The following is an 18,519-nucleotide window of genomic DNA, read 5'->3' on the forward strand; positions in this document are numbered from 1 at the left end:
GAGCAGCAGCTGAAGCGGGTCAAGGTACCGTTCCCGGGTGTCACTAAGCTTTCTCGAGCCGCGTAACGGCCGGTCCACCGCTGATGTAGTCAAGTTCGCGTTGTGGCCGTTCGCCATCATGACGGTGCTCAATCGCGTGCTCGTTCGAGCGGTCAACGGTGACATCACCGACGATTTCAACCCTGTCTACAAGGCGGCACTCGCGTTCTTGAACCGCGAGCCGGTGTACACCGCCAACTTCGATTCGGTGGATCCGCACTACCTGTACCCACCGGGCGCGACGATGTTGCTCTCGCCGATCGCCGTCATCGACCCCGAGAGGTCTCGCTGGCTGTTCATACTGGCCAGCGCGGCGGCGATTGTGCTTGCGCTGTATTTCCTGATCCGCATCTTCGGTTACGGCCTCGACTCGGTGGCGGCTCCGGCAGTACTGCTTGCGGCGTTCGCCAGCGAGACGGTCACCAACACGCTCGTCTTCACCAACTTCAACGGCTTCGTGCTACTTGGCGAGGTCGCGTTCGTCTACTTCCTGCTGCAGCGCAAGGACTTGTGGGCCGGTGTGGTCATCGGCCTGACCATCGTCGTCAAACCCATATTGGTGCCGCTGCTGATCATCCCTCTGATGACCAAGCAGTGGAAGGTGTTCGTCACCGCCGTTGCCGTTCCGCTCGTCATCACTGCGATCGCGTGGCCGCTGTCCGTCGATCCGATGGACTTCGTTCGTCGCACCGCGCCCTATCTGCTGGAGTCCCGCGACTACTTCAACAGTGCTGTTGTCGGCAACGGCCGCTATTACGGACTCCCGGAATGGATGATCTTCGGCATCCGCGGAGTCCTCGGCATCATGGTGCTCGTCTCTCTGTGGCTCCTCTATCGCTACTGTCGTGAGGATCGGCTGTTCTTCATCGCGACGACATCGGGTCTGGTCCTGACGGCGCACTGGCTGCTCGGATCGCTGGGCCAGATGTACTACTCGATGATGCTCTTCCCGCTGCTGATGACTGTCGTGCTGAAGAATTCCCTCCTCAGGAACTGGCCTGCCTGGCTCGCCATCTACGGCTTCATGAGTTACGACCGCTGGCTGTCCGGTCGCTTCTACACGGCGGGCAGGGCATTCGACTACATGCGGACGACATTCGGCTGGAGCCTGCTCATCATCGTGATCTTCGGTGTTCTCGTCGGCCGCTATTTCGCGGCGCGACACGACGGCCGGCTCGATCGCGGAATCGAACCCGACTACCTTCTCCTGGACGATCGACCAGCCAAGACGACGAAGGTCTCGGATTCGTATTAGCGTGTAGGCATGAGTTCTGCGACCGACAACAATCCCACTCCCGCCGTCCAACTCACCGACGAGCAATGGCGCGCGAAGCTGACGCCCGACGAGTACGCGGTCCTTCGCGAGGCCGGCACCGAGCGTCCCTTCGTCGGCGAGTACACCGACACCACCACCGAAGGCGTGTACAACTGCCGCGCATGTGATGCCGAGCTGTTCCGCAGCACCGAGAAGTTCGAATCCCACTGCGGATGGCCGTCGTTCTTCGATCCCGCGGACAGCGACGCGGTCATCCTCAACGAGGACAACACGCTCGGTATGCGCCGAGTGGAAGTGATCTGCAAGAACTGCCACAGCCACCTCGGCCACGTCTTCGAAGGTGAGGGCTACCCGACTCCCACCGACCAGCGTTACTGCATCAACTCGATCTCTCTGGTGCTTGCGCCTGCCGAGTGAGATGCTCGGCGCCGGTGTGCGCGTAGTCGATACGGGGACCTACTCTGCGCGCACGGTCGGCGAAGCCGCATAATCATTTAATGCGTACCTTCACATCACCAGAACAGTTGAAAGCAGCGGTCGGCGAGGACCTGGGAACCAGCGATTGGTTGCAGATCACGCAGGAGCGTGTCAACACCTTCGCCGATGCGACCGGGGATCACCAGTGGATCCACGTCGACGTCGAACGTGCGAAGAAGGAAAGCCCGTTCGGTGCTCCCGTTGCTCACGGTTACCTCAGTCTGTCGCTCATCCCGCTGCTCAACCAGCAGATCTACGTCATCGAGAACGTCAAGCTCGGCATCAACTACGGCTCGGACAAGGTTCGTTTCATCAACCCGGTCAAGGTGGGGGCACACGTACGGCTGCAGACGACTCTGACGTCCGTCGAGGAGGTCTCGGGCGGAGCACTTCAGATCGTGGCCACCGCCACCCTCGAGATCGAAGGAGAGACCAAGCCGGCACTCGTCTCGGCAACCATCACACGAGTGGTGTTCTGACTCTGTCGATCACTTGGGGCGGATCGAACGCAGTGATCGGCGGCAATTCTTCGTCGTAGCGTTCGATCTGCACCAGAACGTGCTGCCCGGTACATCCCTGCGACAGCGACGACGCACCGACATCGGGGGTCAGCACGTTCGGGTTGCCGTGCTTGCACATCGAGGCGGTGTCCGCCGCATCGACCGGGTCGTACCAGGCACCGGTGGACAGCTGCACGACACGGGCGAGCATCCCGTCGTCCACGACGACGCCTGCCAGGCACGCGCCGCGGTCGTTGAACACCCGCACCACGTCGCCATCGGCAATACCACGAGCCGATGCTGCCGAAGAGTGCATTCGAATCGGTTCGCGCCCCTGCACTTTCGACGCCTGACTCGTGGCACCGTGGTCGAGTTGGCTGTGCAGCCTGGTACGGGGCTGGTTTGCGATCAAGTGCAGTGGGAACATCTCGGCGCGTTCGCCGCCGAGCCATTCCGTCGGCTCGAACCACGCCGGGTGCCCGGCGCAGTCCTCGTACCCGAACCCGTCGATGACCTCGGAGAAGATCTCGATCCTTCCGCTCGGGGTTCGAAGGGCGTTCTTCACCGGATCTCTGCGGTAGTCCTCGAACAGTGTCAGCCTGTCTTCGGTGTTCATGGCCACGGACCCGTCGCGCCAGAAATCGTCGAAGCTCGGTGTGTCGACACCGCTGTTTCGGAGATAGCCCTGCCACTGCCTGTACAGGTGCCGAATCCACTCCCCCGACGTCCGCCCTTCGGTGAATTCCTGTGCGCATCCCATCTTTTCGGCGACCGCAGCGAACGTGTCGTAATCGTCGCGAGAGTCGGCGAACCGCGGAACGGCCGGCTGCATCGCGACGAGCAACGGATCGTTGCGAGTGCAGCTGATGTCGCTGCGTTCGAGAGACGTGGTCGACGGTACGACGATGTCGGCATGTTTTGCCATCGGTGTCCAGTACGGGTCGTGCACGACGATGGTGTCGGGCCGCGTCAGTGCACGGCGAAGGCGCCCCAGATCCTGATGATGGTGAAACGGGTTGCCGCCGGCCCAGTGCACGAGCTTGATGTCCGGGTAGACCGAAGTGTCGCCGTTGTACTCGAACAGGGCGCCCGGATTCAGCAGCATCTCCGAGATGGCCGCCACCGGAATGAACGTGGCCACCGGGTTGTGGCCCTGAGGCAACGTCGGCAGCGGGTACGGCACAGGCGCCAGACCCGGCTCGTTCATCGAACCGTAGCCATGACCGAATCCGCCGCCGGGAATACCGATCTGGCCCAGCATCGCCGCCAGGGTCAGTCCCATCCACGGCGCCTGCTCTCCGTTCTTGATCCGCTGCAACGACCAGGTGACCGTCACCAGTGTGCGACGCGACGACATGTCGCGGGCGAGAGCCACGATCTCGTCTTCGCGAAGCCCTGATCTCTGCGCAGCCCATGCAGCGGATTTCGCGACGCCGTCGACTGCACCGAGCAGGTATCGCTCGAATTTCTCGTACCCGGTGCAGTACGTGTCCAGAAATCCTGTGTCGTGGCGCCCTTCGGTCACCAGTACGTGTGCGAGCCCGAGCATGACGGCGACATCACTGCCAGGGATCGGCGCCAACCAGGTTGCACTGCCCGTCATGTCGTCGCGCAGGGGGCTGACGGTCACGATCTTTCCGCCGCGTGCACGAAGCGCGTTCAGCGCCCCTTCCGTCGGATGATTCGACGTACCACCGTGATTGACGGAGGTGTTCTTCACCGGAACGCCGCCGAAGGCGACGAGGAGATCGGTGTTGTCGGCGATGACGTCCCACGAAGTGGAACGCGAGAACATCTGCCAGTGCGCGCCGAGCACGTGCGGCATGACGACACTGGTTGCGCCGGTGGAATAACTGTTGACCGAGCGGGTGTATCCGCCGATGCAGTTCAGGAAGCGATGAACCTGACTCTGGGCGTGGTGGAATCGGCCGGCACTGGCCCACCCGTAGGAGCCGCCGTAGATCGATTCGTTTCCGTATCGATCGACCACTCGCCTCAACTCGGCGGCGAGCAGGTCGGTGAGTTCGTCCCACGACACGGCAACGTAGTCGTCGGACCCTCGCTTCTCGCTCGGGCCCGGCCCGTTCTCGAGCCATCCGCGTCGCACCGCTGGACCGGTGATACGGGACCGGTGCCGAACGGATCCCGGGACGTTCCCCAGCACCTGCGACGGACTCGCGTCACCGGCTTCCGGATGAACCTCGGTGATCTCACCGCCCGACGCCGAGGCACGAAACATGCCCCAGTGAGCCATGTGCTGAGCGGCGCCAGAAGTGGCGCCTGCGGAGCGACCGAGAGAACTGCTCACGAGTCGATGCCGTTGCTTTCCAGTGCCCCGTTGCTTTCCAGCGCCCCGAGCAGTGCTGTCGGTCTGTCCCGCGTCGGAAGTGGTTCGACGAGAGCGAACGAGCATCCGATAACCCGTGCGGCGCCGTCCGCTTCCTCACTGTCGCCGACCATGAGCGTGCGGGCCGGATCGACACCGAGCCGGTCCACTGCGTGCCGGAATATCTCGGGCTGAGGTTTGACGAAACCCACCTCGAAGGACAACACGAACTCGGCGACGTACTCGTCGAGGCCGAGGCGTGCGAAGGCCGGCCTGATATCGAAGGGGATGTTGCTGAGTACGGCGACCGGAATCGACTGCGCAGCGAGCAGTTTCAACGTTGCCGCGGTATCGGGATACGGTGTCCAACTGGACGGATCGATGACGCGGCCGTACACGGAGTCCGCGTGTGCCGGGTCATGGACTCCGGACTCGCGCAGCACGTGCAGGTACGCCTTGCGGTGCAGCGCCGGGTCGAGATCGCGGTGTCGCCAGGCGTGGCGGGTGTCGTCGTCGAATTCGACCACCTCACCGACAGGTGCGGTCATTCGGCGCATGAGTTCGGCAGCGTGATGTCCGTCCACCGGGGTGCCGTCCGCGTTGGTGACGCCGTCGAACCACGAATCGTCCTCGTCGAGACGAAAGAGCGTTCCGGAAAAGTCGAAGATGACCGCCTCGATGCTGCGATCGGTCATGGCAGTGATGCGACGAGCGCCTCGACGTCCACACGGGGGCCGGTGAAGAACGGGGTCTCCTCGCGTACATGCCGGCGCGCCTCGGTGGCCCGCAGGTCACGCATCAGATCCACGATGCGGTCGAGCTCGGGCGCTTCGAACGCCAGAATCCATTCGTAGTCTCCGAGAGCGAACGCCGGAACGGTGTTCGCCCGGACGTCCTTGTACCCGCGCGCGGCCTTGCCGTGATCGGCGAGCATCGTGCGACGTTCCTCGTCGGGAAGCAGGTACCAGTCGATAGAGCGAACGAACGGGTAGACACAGATGTAGGCACCAGGGTCCTCGCCCGCGATGAAGGCCGGGACATGGCTCTTGTTGAACTCGGCGGGGCGGTGCAACGCGGAGTTGCTCCACACCGGCGTGCTCGCTCTACCCAGTGCGGTGGTGCGGCGGAAATCCGAGTACGCCGCCTGCAGATCCTCGATTCGTTCGGCGTGTGTCCACACCATGAAATCGGCGTCGGCGCGTAGGCCTGCGACGTCGTAGACGCCGCGGACCGCGACACCCTTGTCCTCCTGGCCCTCGAAGAACGCGCGGGCCTCCTTCGCGGCCTCGGCGCGGTCGTCGCCCAGAACACCTGGGGTGACCTTGTACACGGAGAACATCAGGTAGCGGAGAGTCGAATTGAGCGCTGAGTAGTCGAGGCGTGCCATGCCCCTATGGTGCCACCCCGCACACTTCGGCGGCGGCCCTGGTGGCCGATGCGACGCACGCGGGTACCCCGACCCCGTGACTCCAGGCTCCCGCAACTGCCAGTCCTGGAACGTCCCGCACCGCCGCTTCGATCGCCGCCACCCTGCCCAGGTGGCCGGGCGCGTACTGAGGGAGGCCGCCGTGCCATCTCTGGACCACGGCTGCGGTAGGTGCCGCGTCGAGCCCGGTTGCGGTGCGGAGATCCTCCACGGCAAGTTCGAGAAGCTTCTCGTCCGACATCGCCAGCGGCGCGTCGTCACCGAATCGTCCGAGCGACGCGCGCAGCACCGGTTCGCCTCGACCGGCAAGGTGGGGCCATTTTCGGCTGGACAGCGTGAACGCTTTGACCGAGAGGCCGGCGTCGGTGGCGACGAGTATCCCGGAGTTGTCCGGAAGCTCGACCCCAGCCGGAATCGACATGGCCACCACGACCGAGGATGCGAGCTCGATCTCCGCTGCCGCGTCGGCGGCGTCGGGAACCGTGTCCGCCAGGATTGCGGCCAGTGCAGGCGCGGGGACCGCCAAGATGACGGTGTCCACATGTCCGATCGGGTCGACTCTCCAGCCCCGCCGTTCCCCCACGATGGACTCGACCTGTGTGCCCGTCACCGTTCGGGCATGCGCGGCCACCACGAGCGCGTCGATCAGAGCGCCGTACCCGCTACGCAGGGCGCCGAACACAGGTCCGGTACCTGGCTTCGGGAGTGCTGCGTTCACCGCCTCGGTGAGGTTGCGCGCACCGCCGTCGAGCGCGGCCGCGAGGGACGGCAGAGCCGCTCGCACACCGATGGAGCCGGACAGTCCCGAGTACACGCCGCCGAGCAACGGATCGACCGACCGACGCAGTACCTGCTCGCCGAATCGTGATCCGACGAGCTCACCGACGCTGACATCTCGGTCGCGGTCCCAGGAAATCGGGGTGTCCGTCTCTGCCTTCACAGTCCGCAGGGACTCGTCGTCGACGAGTCCGGTGAGCGAGGCCGCGGAGGACGGGATGCCCATCAATGTCGCCGCCGGAAGCGGATGCAGCCCGCTATCGGCATAGATCAGGGGCCGTCTGCCCGCAGGATGTACCAGTTCGTCGGCGAGCCCCAACTCGGCCATCAACGCGGGGACCTCCGGTCGCCTCCCGAGGAACGCCTCTGCTCCGACGTCGAGGGCCCCGCCGCCGACCTGCACGGTCCGCAGCGTGCCGCCCAGCCGGTCGGACGCTTCGACGACGATGATCTCGGCGTCGGGCCCGAGTGCGCAGCGTGCTCTGTACGCCGCCACGAGACCCGTTATGCCACCTCCGACCACAGCAACCCGACGCGTCCCGGACGTCACAGCGAGTGCACCAACTCCACGACTCGGGTCAGGATGTCCGGATCGGTATCGGGAAGTACGCCGTGCCCGAGGTTGAACACGTGCCCTCTCGCCCCTGCCTCCACCGCTCGATCGGCTTCGGCGACGATGCGCCGCACCTCGCTCTCGACGGCGTCCCATCCAGCGAACAGCACGGCCGGATCGAGGTTGCCCTGCAACGCCTTTCCTGGCCCGACGCGCCGAACCGCGTCGTCGAGGGGGATTCGCCAGTCGACACCGACGACGTCGGCACCCGCCTCACCCATTGCACCGAGCAGTTCGCCGGTACCCACGCCGAAGTGGATCTTCGGCGCTCCTGCCGGCGTGACGGCGTCGAACACCTTTCTCGAATGCGGGAGCACGAACTCGCGATAGTCGGCAAGGGACAGCGCGCCTGCCCATGAATCGAACAGTTGCACCGCGTCGACTCCGGCTGCCAACTGCGCATGCAGGAAGGTGATGGTCGTATCCGCCAGTGCCACGAGCAACGCGTGCCACGTCTGCGGATCCGAGCGCATCAGCGCCTTCGTCTTCTCGTGGTTGCGGCTCGGTCCACCTTCGACCAGATACGAGGCGAGCGTGAACGGCGCACCGGCGAACCCGATGAGTGCCGTCTGTCCGAGTTCGCGGGTCAACAATGCGACGGCCTGCGATACCGGCTCGACCTGATCGGCACTCAACTTCGGCAACGCGGCGACGTCGGCGGCCGAACGAATCGGATTGGCGACGACAGGGCCGGTCCCGGCGACGATGTCGAGATCGATGCCCGCAGCCTTGAGCGGAACGACGATGTCGGAGAACAGAATTGCTGCATCCACATCGTGCCGCCGAACAGGCTGCAGGGTGATCTCGGCGACCAGGTCCGGGGTGAAGCACGAATCGAGCATCCCGATCCCGGCCCTGATCTTGCGGTACTCGGGCAACGAGCGTCCGGCCTGTCTCATGAACCACACCGGTCGCCGCGATGTTTCACGTCCGGCGATTGCGGCCAACAACGGCGCATCGGGCAGCTGACGTCGGGACGAAGGCGTGTCGGTGTTCATCGGCTTCCATGCTGCCACGCGACTCGAACAGTGCGCTCATGCAGGTCCGACCGTCGCTCCGGGGAGTCCCCCGGCGGCCGGTTGCAGGTTGATTCCGATTCGGCGCGCCTCCGACCAACGCGAACGTGAGAAGTCTAACGTCCGATGTCGTGACCAAACCCGGATCCGCTGCCGAGCCTGCGCCTTTTCGATCGGCGATCGAGGCGATGCACCGGGCTGTCGTGCATCCGGCCATCGAAATCGGACCTATTCGGCCTCCGCAGCGTCTTGCGCCGTTCAGCTACGCGATCGGGGCCGAGGTGCAGCATTCCTCGGACGAGGACGTCGAAGAACAATCCGACGGTGACGCGTTCGGTCGACTGATCCTGCTGTACGACCCCGACGGTGACGAAGCGTGGAACGGCACGATGCGACTTGTCGCCTACATACAGGCCGACGTCGACGAATCTCTCGCCTCGGATCCCTTGTTGCCCGAGGTCGGGTGGAGCTGGCTCGTCGACGCACTCGAGACCAGGAACGAGCCCCTCAACGCGCTCGGCGGCACGGTGACGTCCACGAGCTCGGTGCGGTACGGGGACATCGCAGGTCCACCGAAAGCTCATCAGCTCGAATTGCGAGCATCGTGGACTGCAACGTCGGTCGAGCTCGCCGCGCACGTGGAGGCGTTCTGCGAGGTTCTGGCCTACGCCGCCGGGCTTCCACCTGCAGGCATCACCGATCTCCGAGGACGCACCGCGAACCGCACGTAGTTGGTGTCGCCGTCGCCCACGAGGGCTTAGAGTCACCTCTCATGTCAGCGACGAGTTCCAACGACGCCTCGGACGTGGCGGACGACGTTCCGAGCGCGGTTCCCCTCCTTGCACCTGCCGACGGCGTACCCGACGTCGTCGCCTCCGCCGACGCGGTGAAGGCAGCTGCAGCTCTGCTCGCGAGCGGGGAGGGTCCGCTGGCCGTCGATGCCGAGCGAGCATCCGGATTCCGCTACTCACAGCGCGCCTACCTTCTGCAGTTTCGGCGCCGCGGCGCCGGAACGGTGCTTCTCGACCCGATTCCGGTCACCGATTCACTGGCCCCGTTGGCCGAGGTGATCAATCCGCTCGAATGGGTGTTGCACTCTGCCGATCAGGATCTGCCCGGCCTTGCCGAACTCGGTCTGGTTCCGGCCACGCTGTACGACACCGAGCTGGCAGGGCGTCTCGCCGGATTCGAACGCGTCGGGCTCGGCCCCATCGTGGAACGCGTACTCGGTCTGTCTCTGCAGAAGGGACACGGAGCCGCGGACTGGTCGACGCGGCCGCTGCCCGACACGTGGCTCAACTATGCAGCACTCGACGTCGAGGTACTCCTCGAACTGCGCGACGCCATGGCGGTCGAACTCGAAGATCAGGGAAAGTCCGAATGGGCTCGCCAGGAGTTCGAGCACATCCTCACCCTTGGACCGCCGAAGCCCAAGCCGGACAGATGGCGTCGCACATCGGGGATACACGCGATCAAGTCTCAGCGCGTACTTGCCACGGTACGTGAGCTGTGGCAGACCAGGGACGAGATCGCTCAGCGCCGCGACATCGCGGCGGGCCGGGTGCTTCCCGATTCGGCGATCGTCGCGGCGGCGACGGCGGACCCGAAGACCGAGAACGAGCTCCGCGCCATTTCCGTGTTCGGCGGACCACGTCAGCGTCGGTCGTCGAAGGTATGGATCACCGCGATCGAGCGTGCACGAAACCTCGATGCGCGCGAGCTGCCACCGAAGTCCGCGCCGTTCGACGGTCCGCCTCCGGTCAATCGATGGGCTCGACGAGACCCCGATGCCGCCGAACGTCTCGCATCGGTGCGCGCTGCGATGACCGAGCTGAGCGAGAGCGTCGCCGTTCCGGTCGAGAACCTCTTGATGCCCGATGTGCTGCGACGGGTGGTGTGGGATTGGAAGCCCGTCGACCCGGTCGACGCTCCCGTGATCATCGACACGCGGCTCGCCGAGGGCCGGGCTCGGGCATGGCAGCGTGAGCTGGTCGTACCGGTCCTCGCGGCCGCTTTGACCCCTGAACAAGTTACCGGCGAGTAATACCGGCTAGAGTAGACGGAAGCCCGGCGTCGGCCGGGCAACTGTCCGCATCTGTCGGGAGGATCGAAGCGTGTCTGTACCCGCGTCCACCAGCTCACAGCGAAATGTCGTGTTCGTCGACGGCATCCGCACCCCGTTCGGCAAGGCCGGCCCTAAGGGCATCTACGCCGACACCCGTGCCGACGACCTCGTCGTCAAAGCAATCCGCGAACTGCTCCGCAAGAACCCGAACCTCCCGCCCGAGCGGATCGACGAGGTCGCCATCGCCGCGACCACGCAGACCGGTGACCAGGGCCTGACCATCGGTCGCTCGTCCGCATTGCTCGCGGGACTGCCGCGCAGCGTCCCCGGGTTCGCCATCGACCGCATGTGCGCCGGGGCGATGACCTCGGTCACCACCACCGGCTCCGGCATCGGCTTCGGTCAGTACGACGTCGTCATCGCAGGCGGCGTCGAGCACATGGGCCGCCATCCAATGGGCGAAGGCGTCGATCCGAACCCGCGTTTCCTCGCCGATCGACTCGTCGACCCGAGTGCGCTGGTCATGGGCAACACGGCCGAGAACCTGCACGACCGCTTCCCGTCCATCACCAAGGACCGCACCGACGCCTACGCCGTCCGCAGCCAGGACAAGTACGACGCAGCGAAGAAAGCCGGCTACATCGCCGACACCCTGGTTCCCGTCGCCACCAAATCCGCCGCAGGCTGGGGTCTGGCGACCGAGGACGAGCCGCCTCGCCCGGGCACCACCATCGAAGACCTCGCCAAGCTCAAGACCCCGTTCCGCCCCGCGGGACGCGTCACCGCAGGCAACGCCGCGGGTCTCAACGACGGTGCCACGGCCGCCATCCTCGCCGGTGAGGACACCGCGCACGAGCTCGGCCTGAACGTCGGAATGCGCATGGTCGGCTTCTCCTTTGCAGGCGTCGATCCAGCCGTCATGGGCATCGGACCCGTTCCCGCCACCGAAAAGCTGCTCGGCCGTACTGGTTTGAGCATCGACGACATCGGTCTGTTCGAGATCAACGAGGCGTTCGCAGTACAGGTACTCGCGTTCCTCGAGCACTACGGCATCGCCGACGACGACCCACGCGTCAACCAGTGGGGCGGGGCCATCGCCTGTGGCCACCCGCTCGCGTCCTCCGGCGTTCGCCTCATGACTCAGCTGTCGCATCAGTTCGCGCAGCGTCCCGACGTCCGCTACGGCCTGACGACCATGTGCATCGGTCTCGGCATGGGCGGAACCGTCATCTGGGAGAACCCGATCCACGCTGACTACGCAGGAGTGAAGCCCGCAGGAACGACCCAGACGGCAGGAGCGAAGGCATGAGCGACATCACAACGGCGTTCAGCGACGAGGTAGTCACGAACGCGTTCACCAAGATCGTCTCCGTCCCCGGCCTCGAGGGCTCCATCGCCCTGGTGACATTGGACAACGGCTACGACCACACGAAGCCGTCGACGTTCGGCCCCGGCGGACTCACGCAGTTCGACGCCGCGCTCGACGAGGCGTTCGCCGCGAACCCCGTCGCGATCGCAGTCACCGGTAAGCCGTTCATCTTCGCGGTCGGTGCCGATCTCAATGGTGTACCGAACATCAAGACCAAGGACGAGGCGCTGCAGATCGGGCAGCTCGGCCACAAGGTGTTCCGACGTCTGCGCGAGTCCGAGATCCCGACGTTCGCGTTCATCAACGGCGCGGCTCTCGGCGGAGGCCTCGAAGTCGGCCTGCACTCGCACTACCGCACCGTCGCCGACAATGCAGCAGCGCTCGGACTGCCCGAGGCGTTCCTCGGTCTGGTACCCGGGTGGGGCGGAACTCAGTTGCTGCCCAACATCATCGGTGCCTCGAACGCCGTGACGGTGATCATCGAGAACTCGCTGAACCAGAACCGAACCCTGAAGCCGCAGCAGGCTCTCGATCTCGGTATCGCCGACGCCGTCTTCGGCGGCGCCGACTTCATCGAGCAGTCGCTCGCATGGGCGGCTCAGGTGATAAATGGCGAGATCACACCCGCCCGTCCGGAGATCGACCGCGGACAGGCGTGGGACGACGCCATCGCTCGGGCCAAGGGCATCGTCGCAGGCAAGACCGGTAACTTCGCACCGGGCCCCGTCGCAGCCGTCGAACTGCTCGAGCTCGCCAAGACGACCGATATCACCGACTCCGCGTCTCTCGACACAGCATTCGCCGCCGAGGACGAGGCATTGTCGACACTGCTGGTCAAGGACGAACTGCGCGCGGGCCTGTACGCCTTCGACCTGGTGCAGAAGCGTGCAAAGCGACCCGCAGGCGCGCCGGACAAGTCGTTGGCCCGCAAGATCTCCGGCGTCGGCATCGTCGGTGCTGGACTCATGGCCAGCCAGCTCGCGCTGCTGTTCGTGCGCCAACTGAAGGTCCCGGTGATCCTTACCGACATCGATCAGGAGCGTATCGACAAGGGCGTCGGCTACGTGCACGGCGAGATCGACAAGCTCCTCGGCAAGAAGCGCCTGTCCCCCGACGCCGCCAACCGCTTGAAGGCGCTCGTGTCGGGTTCGATCGACAAAGCCGCGTTCGCGAAGGCCGATTTCGTCATCGAGGCCGTGTTCGAGAACCTCGACGTCAAGAAGAAGGTGTTCGCCGAGGTCGAGGAATTCGTCTCTCCTGAAACGATTCTCGCGACGAACACCTCCTCGCTGTCCATCTCGAAGATGGCGGCGGACCTGTTGCACCCGGAGCGGGTCGTCGGATTCCACTTCTTCAATCCCGTTGCCGTGCTTCCGCTTCTGGAGGTCGTCAAGGGAGACAAGACCGACGACGCCACGCTCGCAACGGCATTCGCGACGGCCAAGACTCTCAAGAAGTCGGCAGTGTTGTCCGCCGACCTCCCGGGCTTCGTGTTCAACCGTCTCGTGACCCGCGCATCGGGGGAGATAATCGCCGCGATCGACGAAGGAACCCCCTTCGCGGTGGCGGACGGAGCCGTCGCCGAACTAGGTATGCCGATGAGCCCCTTGACGTTGCTCGCCCTCGTCGGACCGGCCGTCGCACTGCACACCGCAGAGACATTGGCCGAGGCCTACCCGGAGCGATTCAAGGACTCCGCCGGGTTCCGCGCTCTCGTCGAGGCGAAGAAACCAGGTGTCTGGACGTACGGACCCGAAGGCCAGGTCGTCGATCCCGAGGTCGCCGCACTGTGGCCGCAGGGAGATTCTCCGTCGACGGCAGAGCAGGTCCTCGATCGAACTCGCCGTGCATTCGCCGACGAGATCCGCATCATGCTCGACGAAGGTGTCGTCGCAGCGCCCGAGGACATCGACCTCTGCCTGCTCCTCGGCGGCGGCTTCGGCTTCTGGAACGGCGGTATCACCCCGTACCTGGATCGCACCGGAACCTCGGAAGCAGTGACCGGCAAACGCTTCCTGGCGCAGGGCGTCGCGAACGTCTGATGGCAGCTGCGCTGCTCGTGCGCGCGTAGGACTCGGGAGACCGACTACGCGCGCACGGGTGGCGTCGTCGCACGCAGGAAAGCCATGAGTTCGTCCTCGCGCTTCTCGTCGTACGACTCGTCCGACGAGGGAACGACGCAGCGACGGTCGACGTAGTCACCGCTTCCTGCGGCGACGGTTCCCAACATGACCTCGGCCAATGCCGCTCCCGCCTGCGCAGGCGTCGTCGCGAACCGAGTTCTCGTCATCACCGGCAGGACTCTCTTCATCACGAACCGCGATATCGCGTCGGCATTGCGCGCCAAGTCGGTACCCGGCACGAATCCGGGGTTGAACGAGACGACGTCCACGCCGCGCGGCACCGATCTCGCAAGCGCGTGAACCAGGTAGATCGCGGCAAGCTTGCTGGTCGAGTAGGCAGTTCTCCCAGCTGTCACAGAGTTCGGCTTCGCGAAAGCCCCGGGAAGAGAAAGCACCTCCGGTGCACTCCACACCGGCCCCGGCACCAATCCCAGGTTGTGCCGGAGGTCGCCGAAATGTGTGTCGCTGACGGTGATCACGATCCGCGACTGCGCATCGAAATGGCCCCGTAGCCAGTCGATCAGCACGTGGTTCGCGACGACATTGACTGCGAATGTGGCTTCCAACCCGTCCGTCGTCACCGTTTCGGCATCGGCGTACTGGATGCCTGCATTGCCGAGAAAGCCGACGAGCGGCGGCAGATCCCCACTCGCGAGCAGTGCCGACACCTCACGTGCGGCAGACACCGTCGCGGAGGTACTGGCCAGGTCCGTCTCCACGAAGATCGTGCGCGGCAGTGCCAGGCCGCGGCCGCGCCCGAGAACGACCAGATGTGCCAGTGGGTCGTCACGCAGAATCTTCTCCGCAGCGACCGCTCCGATGCCCCTGCTGGCGCCCGTCATGACGATCGTGTGTGTGGTGTTTCCGGTCATGGACTTCACAGTCGCATCGAGATCCCCCCTTCACCATCACCCCGACGGACGGTGGGACCAGCAATACCAGGATGCCGCGAGAAATCCAGGCCATGATTGATCGGTGACGACCACCGCATCGGATCTGGGCACCGTTCTGCGGGGCTGGCGGGACCGACTCTCCCCGGCCGACGCGGGCATGCCTGTCGGCGCACGCCGACGAACCAGTGGCCTGCGCCGCGAAGAACTCGCCCAGCTCGCCGGCCTGTCGGTCGACTATCTCGTTCGACTCGAACAGGGTCGAGCCACCAACCCCTCGGCGCAGGTGGCGGCAGCACTGTCGCGTGCTCTGCAACTCGACCGCTCCGAGCGCGACCACCTGTATCGATGTGCAGGCTTGCTGCCTCCCAGCGACACGCACGTCAGCAGACTCGTCACACCCGGGATAGGTCGGCTCGTGAGCCGACTCGGCGACATTCCGGTGGGTGTATTCGCCGCCGACTGGGATCTTCTTGCCTGGAACCCGATGTGGGCAGCATTGCACGGCGACCCCGGCGGCATTCCCCTCGCGCAGCGCAATCTCGTCCGCGCACTGTTCGGTGCCGACGACCGAGCGAGGACAGTGTTTTCTCCGTCCACCCAGTCCGGCGGCCTCGAACACCTCGCGCACGCACTGGTGGCCGACCTTCGTGTCGCGGCGGCGACCTACCCCAACGATCCGACACTGACCGCGTTGGTCGGCGAACTACGCAGCGAGAACCCGTACTTCGACTCGCTGTGGACGTCGGGACCGGTTGCCGTGCACAGCAGCGAACGCAAGACGATCCACCATCACGACGCCGGTGACATCACACTCGACTGCGACGTGCTGAATGCTCCCGGATCGGACGTTCGGCTCGTGGTCTACACCGCAGCCACGGCGAGCCCCGATGCGGACAAGCTCGATTTCCTGCGCGTTGCGGCGGGCGCTGCCGGGGCGCGTCGGTGACCACACGAGACACGCGTCACAGAGTCGGTCCCTGGCGCTACATTTGCGTGCGCTGTCTCGTCCTACACCCATGAACTCATCGAAGATCGCAGTTGCAGGTGGAACCGGCGCCGTGGGCGCGCACGTCGTCGACGTCGCCAGAGACCGTGGACACGACGTCGTCGTACTCTCGCGTTCGGCGGGTGTGGATCTCGTGGAGGGAAGCGGGCTGGCCGCCGCCCTCGCAGGCGTCGATGCCGTGATCGATGTGGCCTCGACACAGACGATGTCGGCGAAGAAGTCCACGCATTTCTTCACCACCGTCACGCACAATCTGCTCGCCGCCGAGAAGGCAGCGGGTGTGCAGCATCATGTCGCGTTGTCGATCGTCGGATCGGACAGAGCGCCACACGCCTACTACGCGGGCAAGGTGGCACAGGAGAAGGCGATCCGAGGCGGTGACATCCCCTGGACCATCCTGCGGGCGACGCAGTTCCACGAGTTCGCATCCCAGATCTACGGCCAGCTGAAGTTCGGTCCCCTCGTCGTCGTGCCGAAGATGCGCTCGCAACCCGTCTCGGCTCGCGAGGTGGCCGAGCGTCTGGTGGATATCGCCGAAGGTGCTCCGGCCGGCCATGTCTCGGATCTCGGCGGTCCTCGCGAGGAGAACATGGCGAACATGGTTCGCGCCCACGCGGCGAGACTTCCCGGCACGCACTGGGTTCTCGAACTTCCAATCCCAGGTGCCTACGGTCGAGCTATGCGCGACGGCACCCTCGTGCCCGGTCCAGGAGCCGACCGCGGCACGCAGACCTACACCGACTGGCTCGGTAGAGCAGGCGCGTAAATCTTAGGAGCAAATCCGCCGATTCTTCCCACGGCACACCTGGTGCGGGTCCATGATGACCAAGACCACCACCGCTGCTGGTACATCACCTCGAAAGCTGGGTTCGCCATGACGCAACCTGCAGAACGCCACACTGCGAAAGTCATCGGAGTTACTGTCGCTGCGGCTGTAGGCGGCTTTCTCTTCGGGTTCGACAGCTCGGTCGTCAACGGCGCGGTCGATTCGATCCAGGAGAATTTCGGGCTGACGTCGTTCGTCACCGGTTTCGCGGTAGCCATCGCTCTGCTGGGTTGCGCAGTCGGTGCCTGGTTCGCCGGTCGCCTCGCCGACAGCTGGGGCCGCAAACGGGTGATGCTGCTCGGCTCGGCGTTGTTCACCATCTCGTCCCTCGGTTCCGGATTCGCGTTCAGCGTGCCGGATCTGATGCTGTGGCGAGTGCTCGGTGGCCTCGGTATCGGTATCGCGTCGGTCATTGCACCTGCGTACATCTCCGAGATCGCGCCTGCCCGGTTCCGCGGCGGTCTCGCATCGCTGCAGCAACTCGCGATCACCGTCGGCATCTTCGCCGCTCTGCTGTCGGATGCCGTGTTGCAGAACGCGGCCGGAGGGCCGTCGAACGATCTGTGGTTCGGGATGGAAGCCTGGCGATGGATGTTCCTGGTCGGGGTCGTCCCAGCTCTCGTCTACGGGTTTCTCGCCACGTTGATCCCGGAATCGCCGCGATATCTCGTCGGCAAGCATCTCGACGAGGAAGCCGCACGCATCCTCGGTGAGGTATCCGGTGAAGTGAACCCGACCGAGCGCGTCAAGGAAATCCGGCTGACGCTCCGCAAGGAATCCAAGTCGTCGTTCGCCGATATCAGGGGTCCGAAGTTCGGCCTGCAACCGATCGTGTGGGTCGGTATCACCATGGCAATTCTGCAACAGTTCGTCGGTATCAACGCGATCTTCTACTACTCGACCACACTGTGGAAGTCGGTCGGTTTCAGTGAGAATCAGTCGTTCGTCACGTCGGTGATCACCTCGATCATCAACGTCAGCATGACGTTCGTGGCGATACTCTTCGTCGACCGATTCGGCCGCAAGCGACTGCTGTCGATCGGCTCGATCGGCATGTTCGTCGGCCTGGTTCTCGCCGCCGTTTCGTTCACGCAAGCCATCGGATCCGGCGACGATCTGACCCTTCCCGACCCGTGGGGCGCAGTCGCACTCGTCGGCGCCAACCTGTTCGTCATCTTCTTCGCCGCCACCTGGGGACCGATCATGTGGGTGATGCTCGGTGAGATGTTCCCCAACAACATGCGTGCGGTCGCCCTGGGAATCAGTACTGCTGCGAACTGGATCGCCAACTTCAGCATCACGTTGGCGTTCCCGCCGTTGACACAGTCGATCGGGCTCGGATTCATCTACTCGTTTTTCGCATTCTTCGCTCTACTGTCGTTCTTCTTCGTCAGATTCAAGGTTCGCGAGACGAAGGGAATGGAGCTCGAGGACATGGTTCTCTGACCGCACATTTCACGCACGCTCCCGAGGGAGGGAGACGAAAATGGCAATGTTCGTCGTCGAATACACGTACACCCCGGAGTCGTCCGCAGGCCGAGACGATCATCGAACCGATCACCGAGCCTGGCTGACGGAACTGGTGCGTCGAAAGATCGTCCGGTCCTCGGGGCCTCTCGCCGACCACAGCGGTGCAATGTTCATCGTTCAGGCGGCCGACGCAGATGCCGTCGCACGCCTGTTCTCACACGACCCCTTCGCCCGCGCCGATCTGGTCGAGGACATCAGAGTGTCGGAATGGTCACCTGCCATGGGTGATTTCAGCGGGTGAATTTCCCGGAGTGCAC

17 protein-coding genes are annotated in these 18,519 nt (G+C 64.7%); 11 read left to right on the forward strand and 6 right to left on the reverse strand.

The genetic code is table 11. The features are described 5' to 3' along the window. The first annotated feature begins 37 nt into the window (after positions 1-37). From RY1_RS02855 to RY1_RS02865, 3 genes are all read left to right on the forward strand, one after another. Complete coding sequence (locus tag RY1_RS02855; protein WP_072801958.1) at positions 38-1,294, forward strand: glycosyltransferase family 87 protein; 1,257 nt, start codon at positions 38-40, stop codon at positions 1,292-1,294. 9 nt (positions 1,295-1,303) lie between these two features. Next, a complete protein-coding gene (msrB, locus tag RY1_RS02860; RefSeq protein WP_072801959.1) occupies positions 1,304-1,732 on the forward strand; it encodes a peptide-methionine (R)-S-oxide reductase MsrB in 429 nt (142 codons plus the stop codon). 80 nt (positions 1,733-1,812) lie between these two features. After that, positions 1,813-2,271, forward strand: a complete 459-nt coding sequence (locus RY1_RS02865) for a MaoC family dehydratase (RefSeq protein WP_174565303.1) — start codon at positions 1,813-1,815, stop codon at positions 2,269-2,271. Here RY1_RS02865 and RY1_RS02870 read toward each other — a convergent pair. From RY1_RS02870 to hemE, 5 genes are read right to left on the reverse strand one after another with little or no spacing between them, the layout of a single operon-like run. Then, the gene (locus RY1_RS02870; protein WP_169914563.1) at positions 2,252-4,546 is read right to left on the reverse strand and encodes a molybdopterin-dependent oxidoreductase; all 2,295 of its coding nucleotides are present in this window, start codon (positions 4,544-4,546) and stop codon (positions 2,252-2,254) included. The genes RY1_RS02865 and RY1_RS02870 overlap by 20 nt on opposite strands. Positions 4,547-4,596: 50 nt before the next feature. Then, positions 4,597-5,313 (reverse strand): HAD family hydrolase, encoded by a 717-nt coding sequence (locus RY1_RS02875; RefSeq protein ID WP_072801960.1) that lies wholly within the window; start codon positions 5,311-5,313, stop codon positions 4,597-4,599. Then, on the reverse strand, positions 5,310-6,005 hold the full coding sequence (gene hemQ / locus RY1_RS02880) for a hydrogen peroxide-dependent heme synthase (protein WP_072801961.1): 696 nt from the start codon (positions 6,003-6,005) through the stop codon (positions 5,310-5,312). The genes RY1_RS02875 and hemQ overlap by 4 nt, the downstream gene beginning before the upstream one ends. Before the next feature lie 4 nt (positions 6,006-6,009). Continuing rightward, entirely contained in the window at positions 6,010-7,371 is a 1,362-nt protein-coding gene (locus RY1_RS02885; protein WP_072801962.1) for a protoporphyrinogen oxidase, read from the reverse strand. Continuing rightward, positions 7,368-8,432, reverse strand: coding sequence for a uroporphyrinogen decarboxylase (gene hemE / locus RY1_RS02890; protein ID WP_072802282.1), 1,065 nt, complete (start codon positions 8,430-8,432; stop codon positions 7,368-7,370). The genes RY1_RS02885 and hemE overlap by 4 nt, the downstream gene beginning before the upstream one ends. Positions 8,433-8,581: 149 nt before the next feature. Here hemE and RY1_RS02895 point away from each other — a divergent pair, with 149 nt between their 5' ends. From RY1_RS02895 to RY1_RS02910, 4 genes are all read left to right on the forward strand, one after another. Further along, a complete protein-coding gene (locus tag RY1_RS02895; protein WP_072801963.1) occupies positions 8,582-9,181 on the forward strand; it encodes a DUF3000 domain-containing protein in 600 nt (199 codons plus the stop codon). A 41-nt stretch (positions 9,182-9,222) separates the two neighbouring features. Further along, a complete protein-coding gene (locus tag RY1_RS02900) occupies positions 9,223-10,494 on the forward strand; it encodes an HRDC domain-containing protein (RefSeq protein ID WP_072801964.1) in 1,272 nt (423 codons plus the stop codon). Between the two features lie 70 nt (positions 10,495-10,564). Beyond that, positions 10,565-11,824: a thiolase family protein gene (locus RY1_RS02905; RefSeq protein ID WP_072801965.1), complete on the forward strand. Its 1,260-nt coding sequence runs from the start codon at positions 10,565-10,567 to the stop codon at positions 11,822-11,824. After that, entirely contained in the window at positions 11,821-13,926 is a 2,106-nt protein-coding gene (locus RY1_RS02910; protein WP_072801966.1) for a 3-hydroxyacyl-CoA dehydrogenase NAD-binding domain-containing protein, read from the forward strand. Before RY1_RS02905 ends, RY1_RS02910 begins: the two co-directional genes overlap by 4 nt. Before the next feature lie 44 nt (positions 13,927-13,970). On the opposite strand, the gene RY1_RS02915 is transcribed toward RY1_RS02910, so the two are convergent. Then, complete coding sequence (locus RY1_RS02915; protein ID WP_174565304.1) at positions 13,971-14,879, reverse strand: SDR family NAD(P)-dependent oxidoreductase; 909 nt, start codon at positions 14,877-14,879, stop codon at positions 13,971-13,973. Positions 14,880-14,982: 103 nt separating this feature from the next. On the opposite strand from RY1_RS02915, the gene RY1_RS02920 reads away from it, so the two are divergent. From RY1_RS02920 to RY1_RS02935, 4 genes are all read left to right on the forward strand, one after another. Continuing rightward, a complete protein-coding gene (locus RY1_RS02920) occupies positions 14,983-15,846 on the forward strand; it encodes a helix-turn-helix transcriptional regulator (protein WP_072801967.1) in 864 nt (287 codons plus the stop codon). A 70-nt stretch (positions 15,847-15,916) separates the two neighbouring features. After that, entirely contained in the window at positions 15,917-16,672 is a 756-nt protein-coding gene (locus RY1_RS02925; protein ID WP_072801968.1) for an SDR family oxidoreductase, read from the forward strand. Positions 16,673-16,780: 108 nt separating this feature from the next. After that, positions 16,781-18,178 carry a sugar porter family MFS transporter gene (locus RY1_RS02930; RefSeq protein ID WP_072801969.1) on the forward strand — a complete coding sequence of 466 codons (1,398 nt, stop codon included), beginning with the start codon at positions 16,781-16,783 and terminating at the stop codon, positions 18,176-18,178. A 40-nt stretch (positions 18,179-18,218) separates the two neighbouring features. Beyond that, positions 18,219-18,503 carry a YciI family protein gene (locus RY1_RS02935; RefSeq protein WP_072801970.1) on the forward strand — a complete coding sequence of 95 codons (285 nt, stop codon included), beginning with the start codon at positions 18,219-18,221 and terminating at the stop codon, positions 18,501-18,503. The last annotated feature ends 16 nt before the right edge of the window (positions 18,504-18,519 follow it).

The sequence above is a fragment of the Rhodococcus yunnanensis NBRC 103083 genome, assembly GCF_001895005.1.
Taxonomy (GTDB): domain Bacteria; phylum Actinomycetota; class Actinomycetes; order Mycobacteriales; family Mycobacteriaceae; genus Rhodococcoides; species Rhodococcoides yunnanense.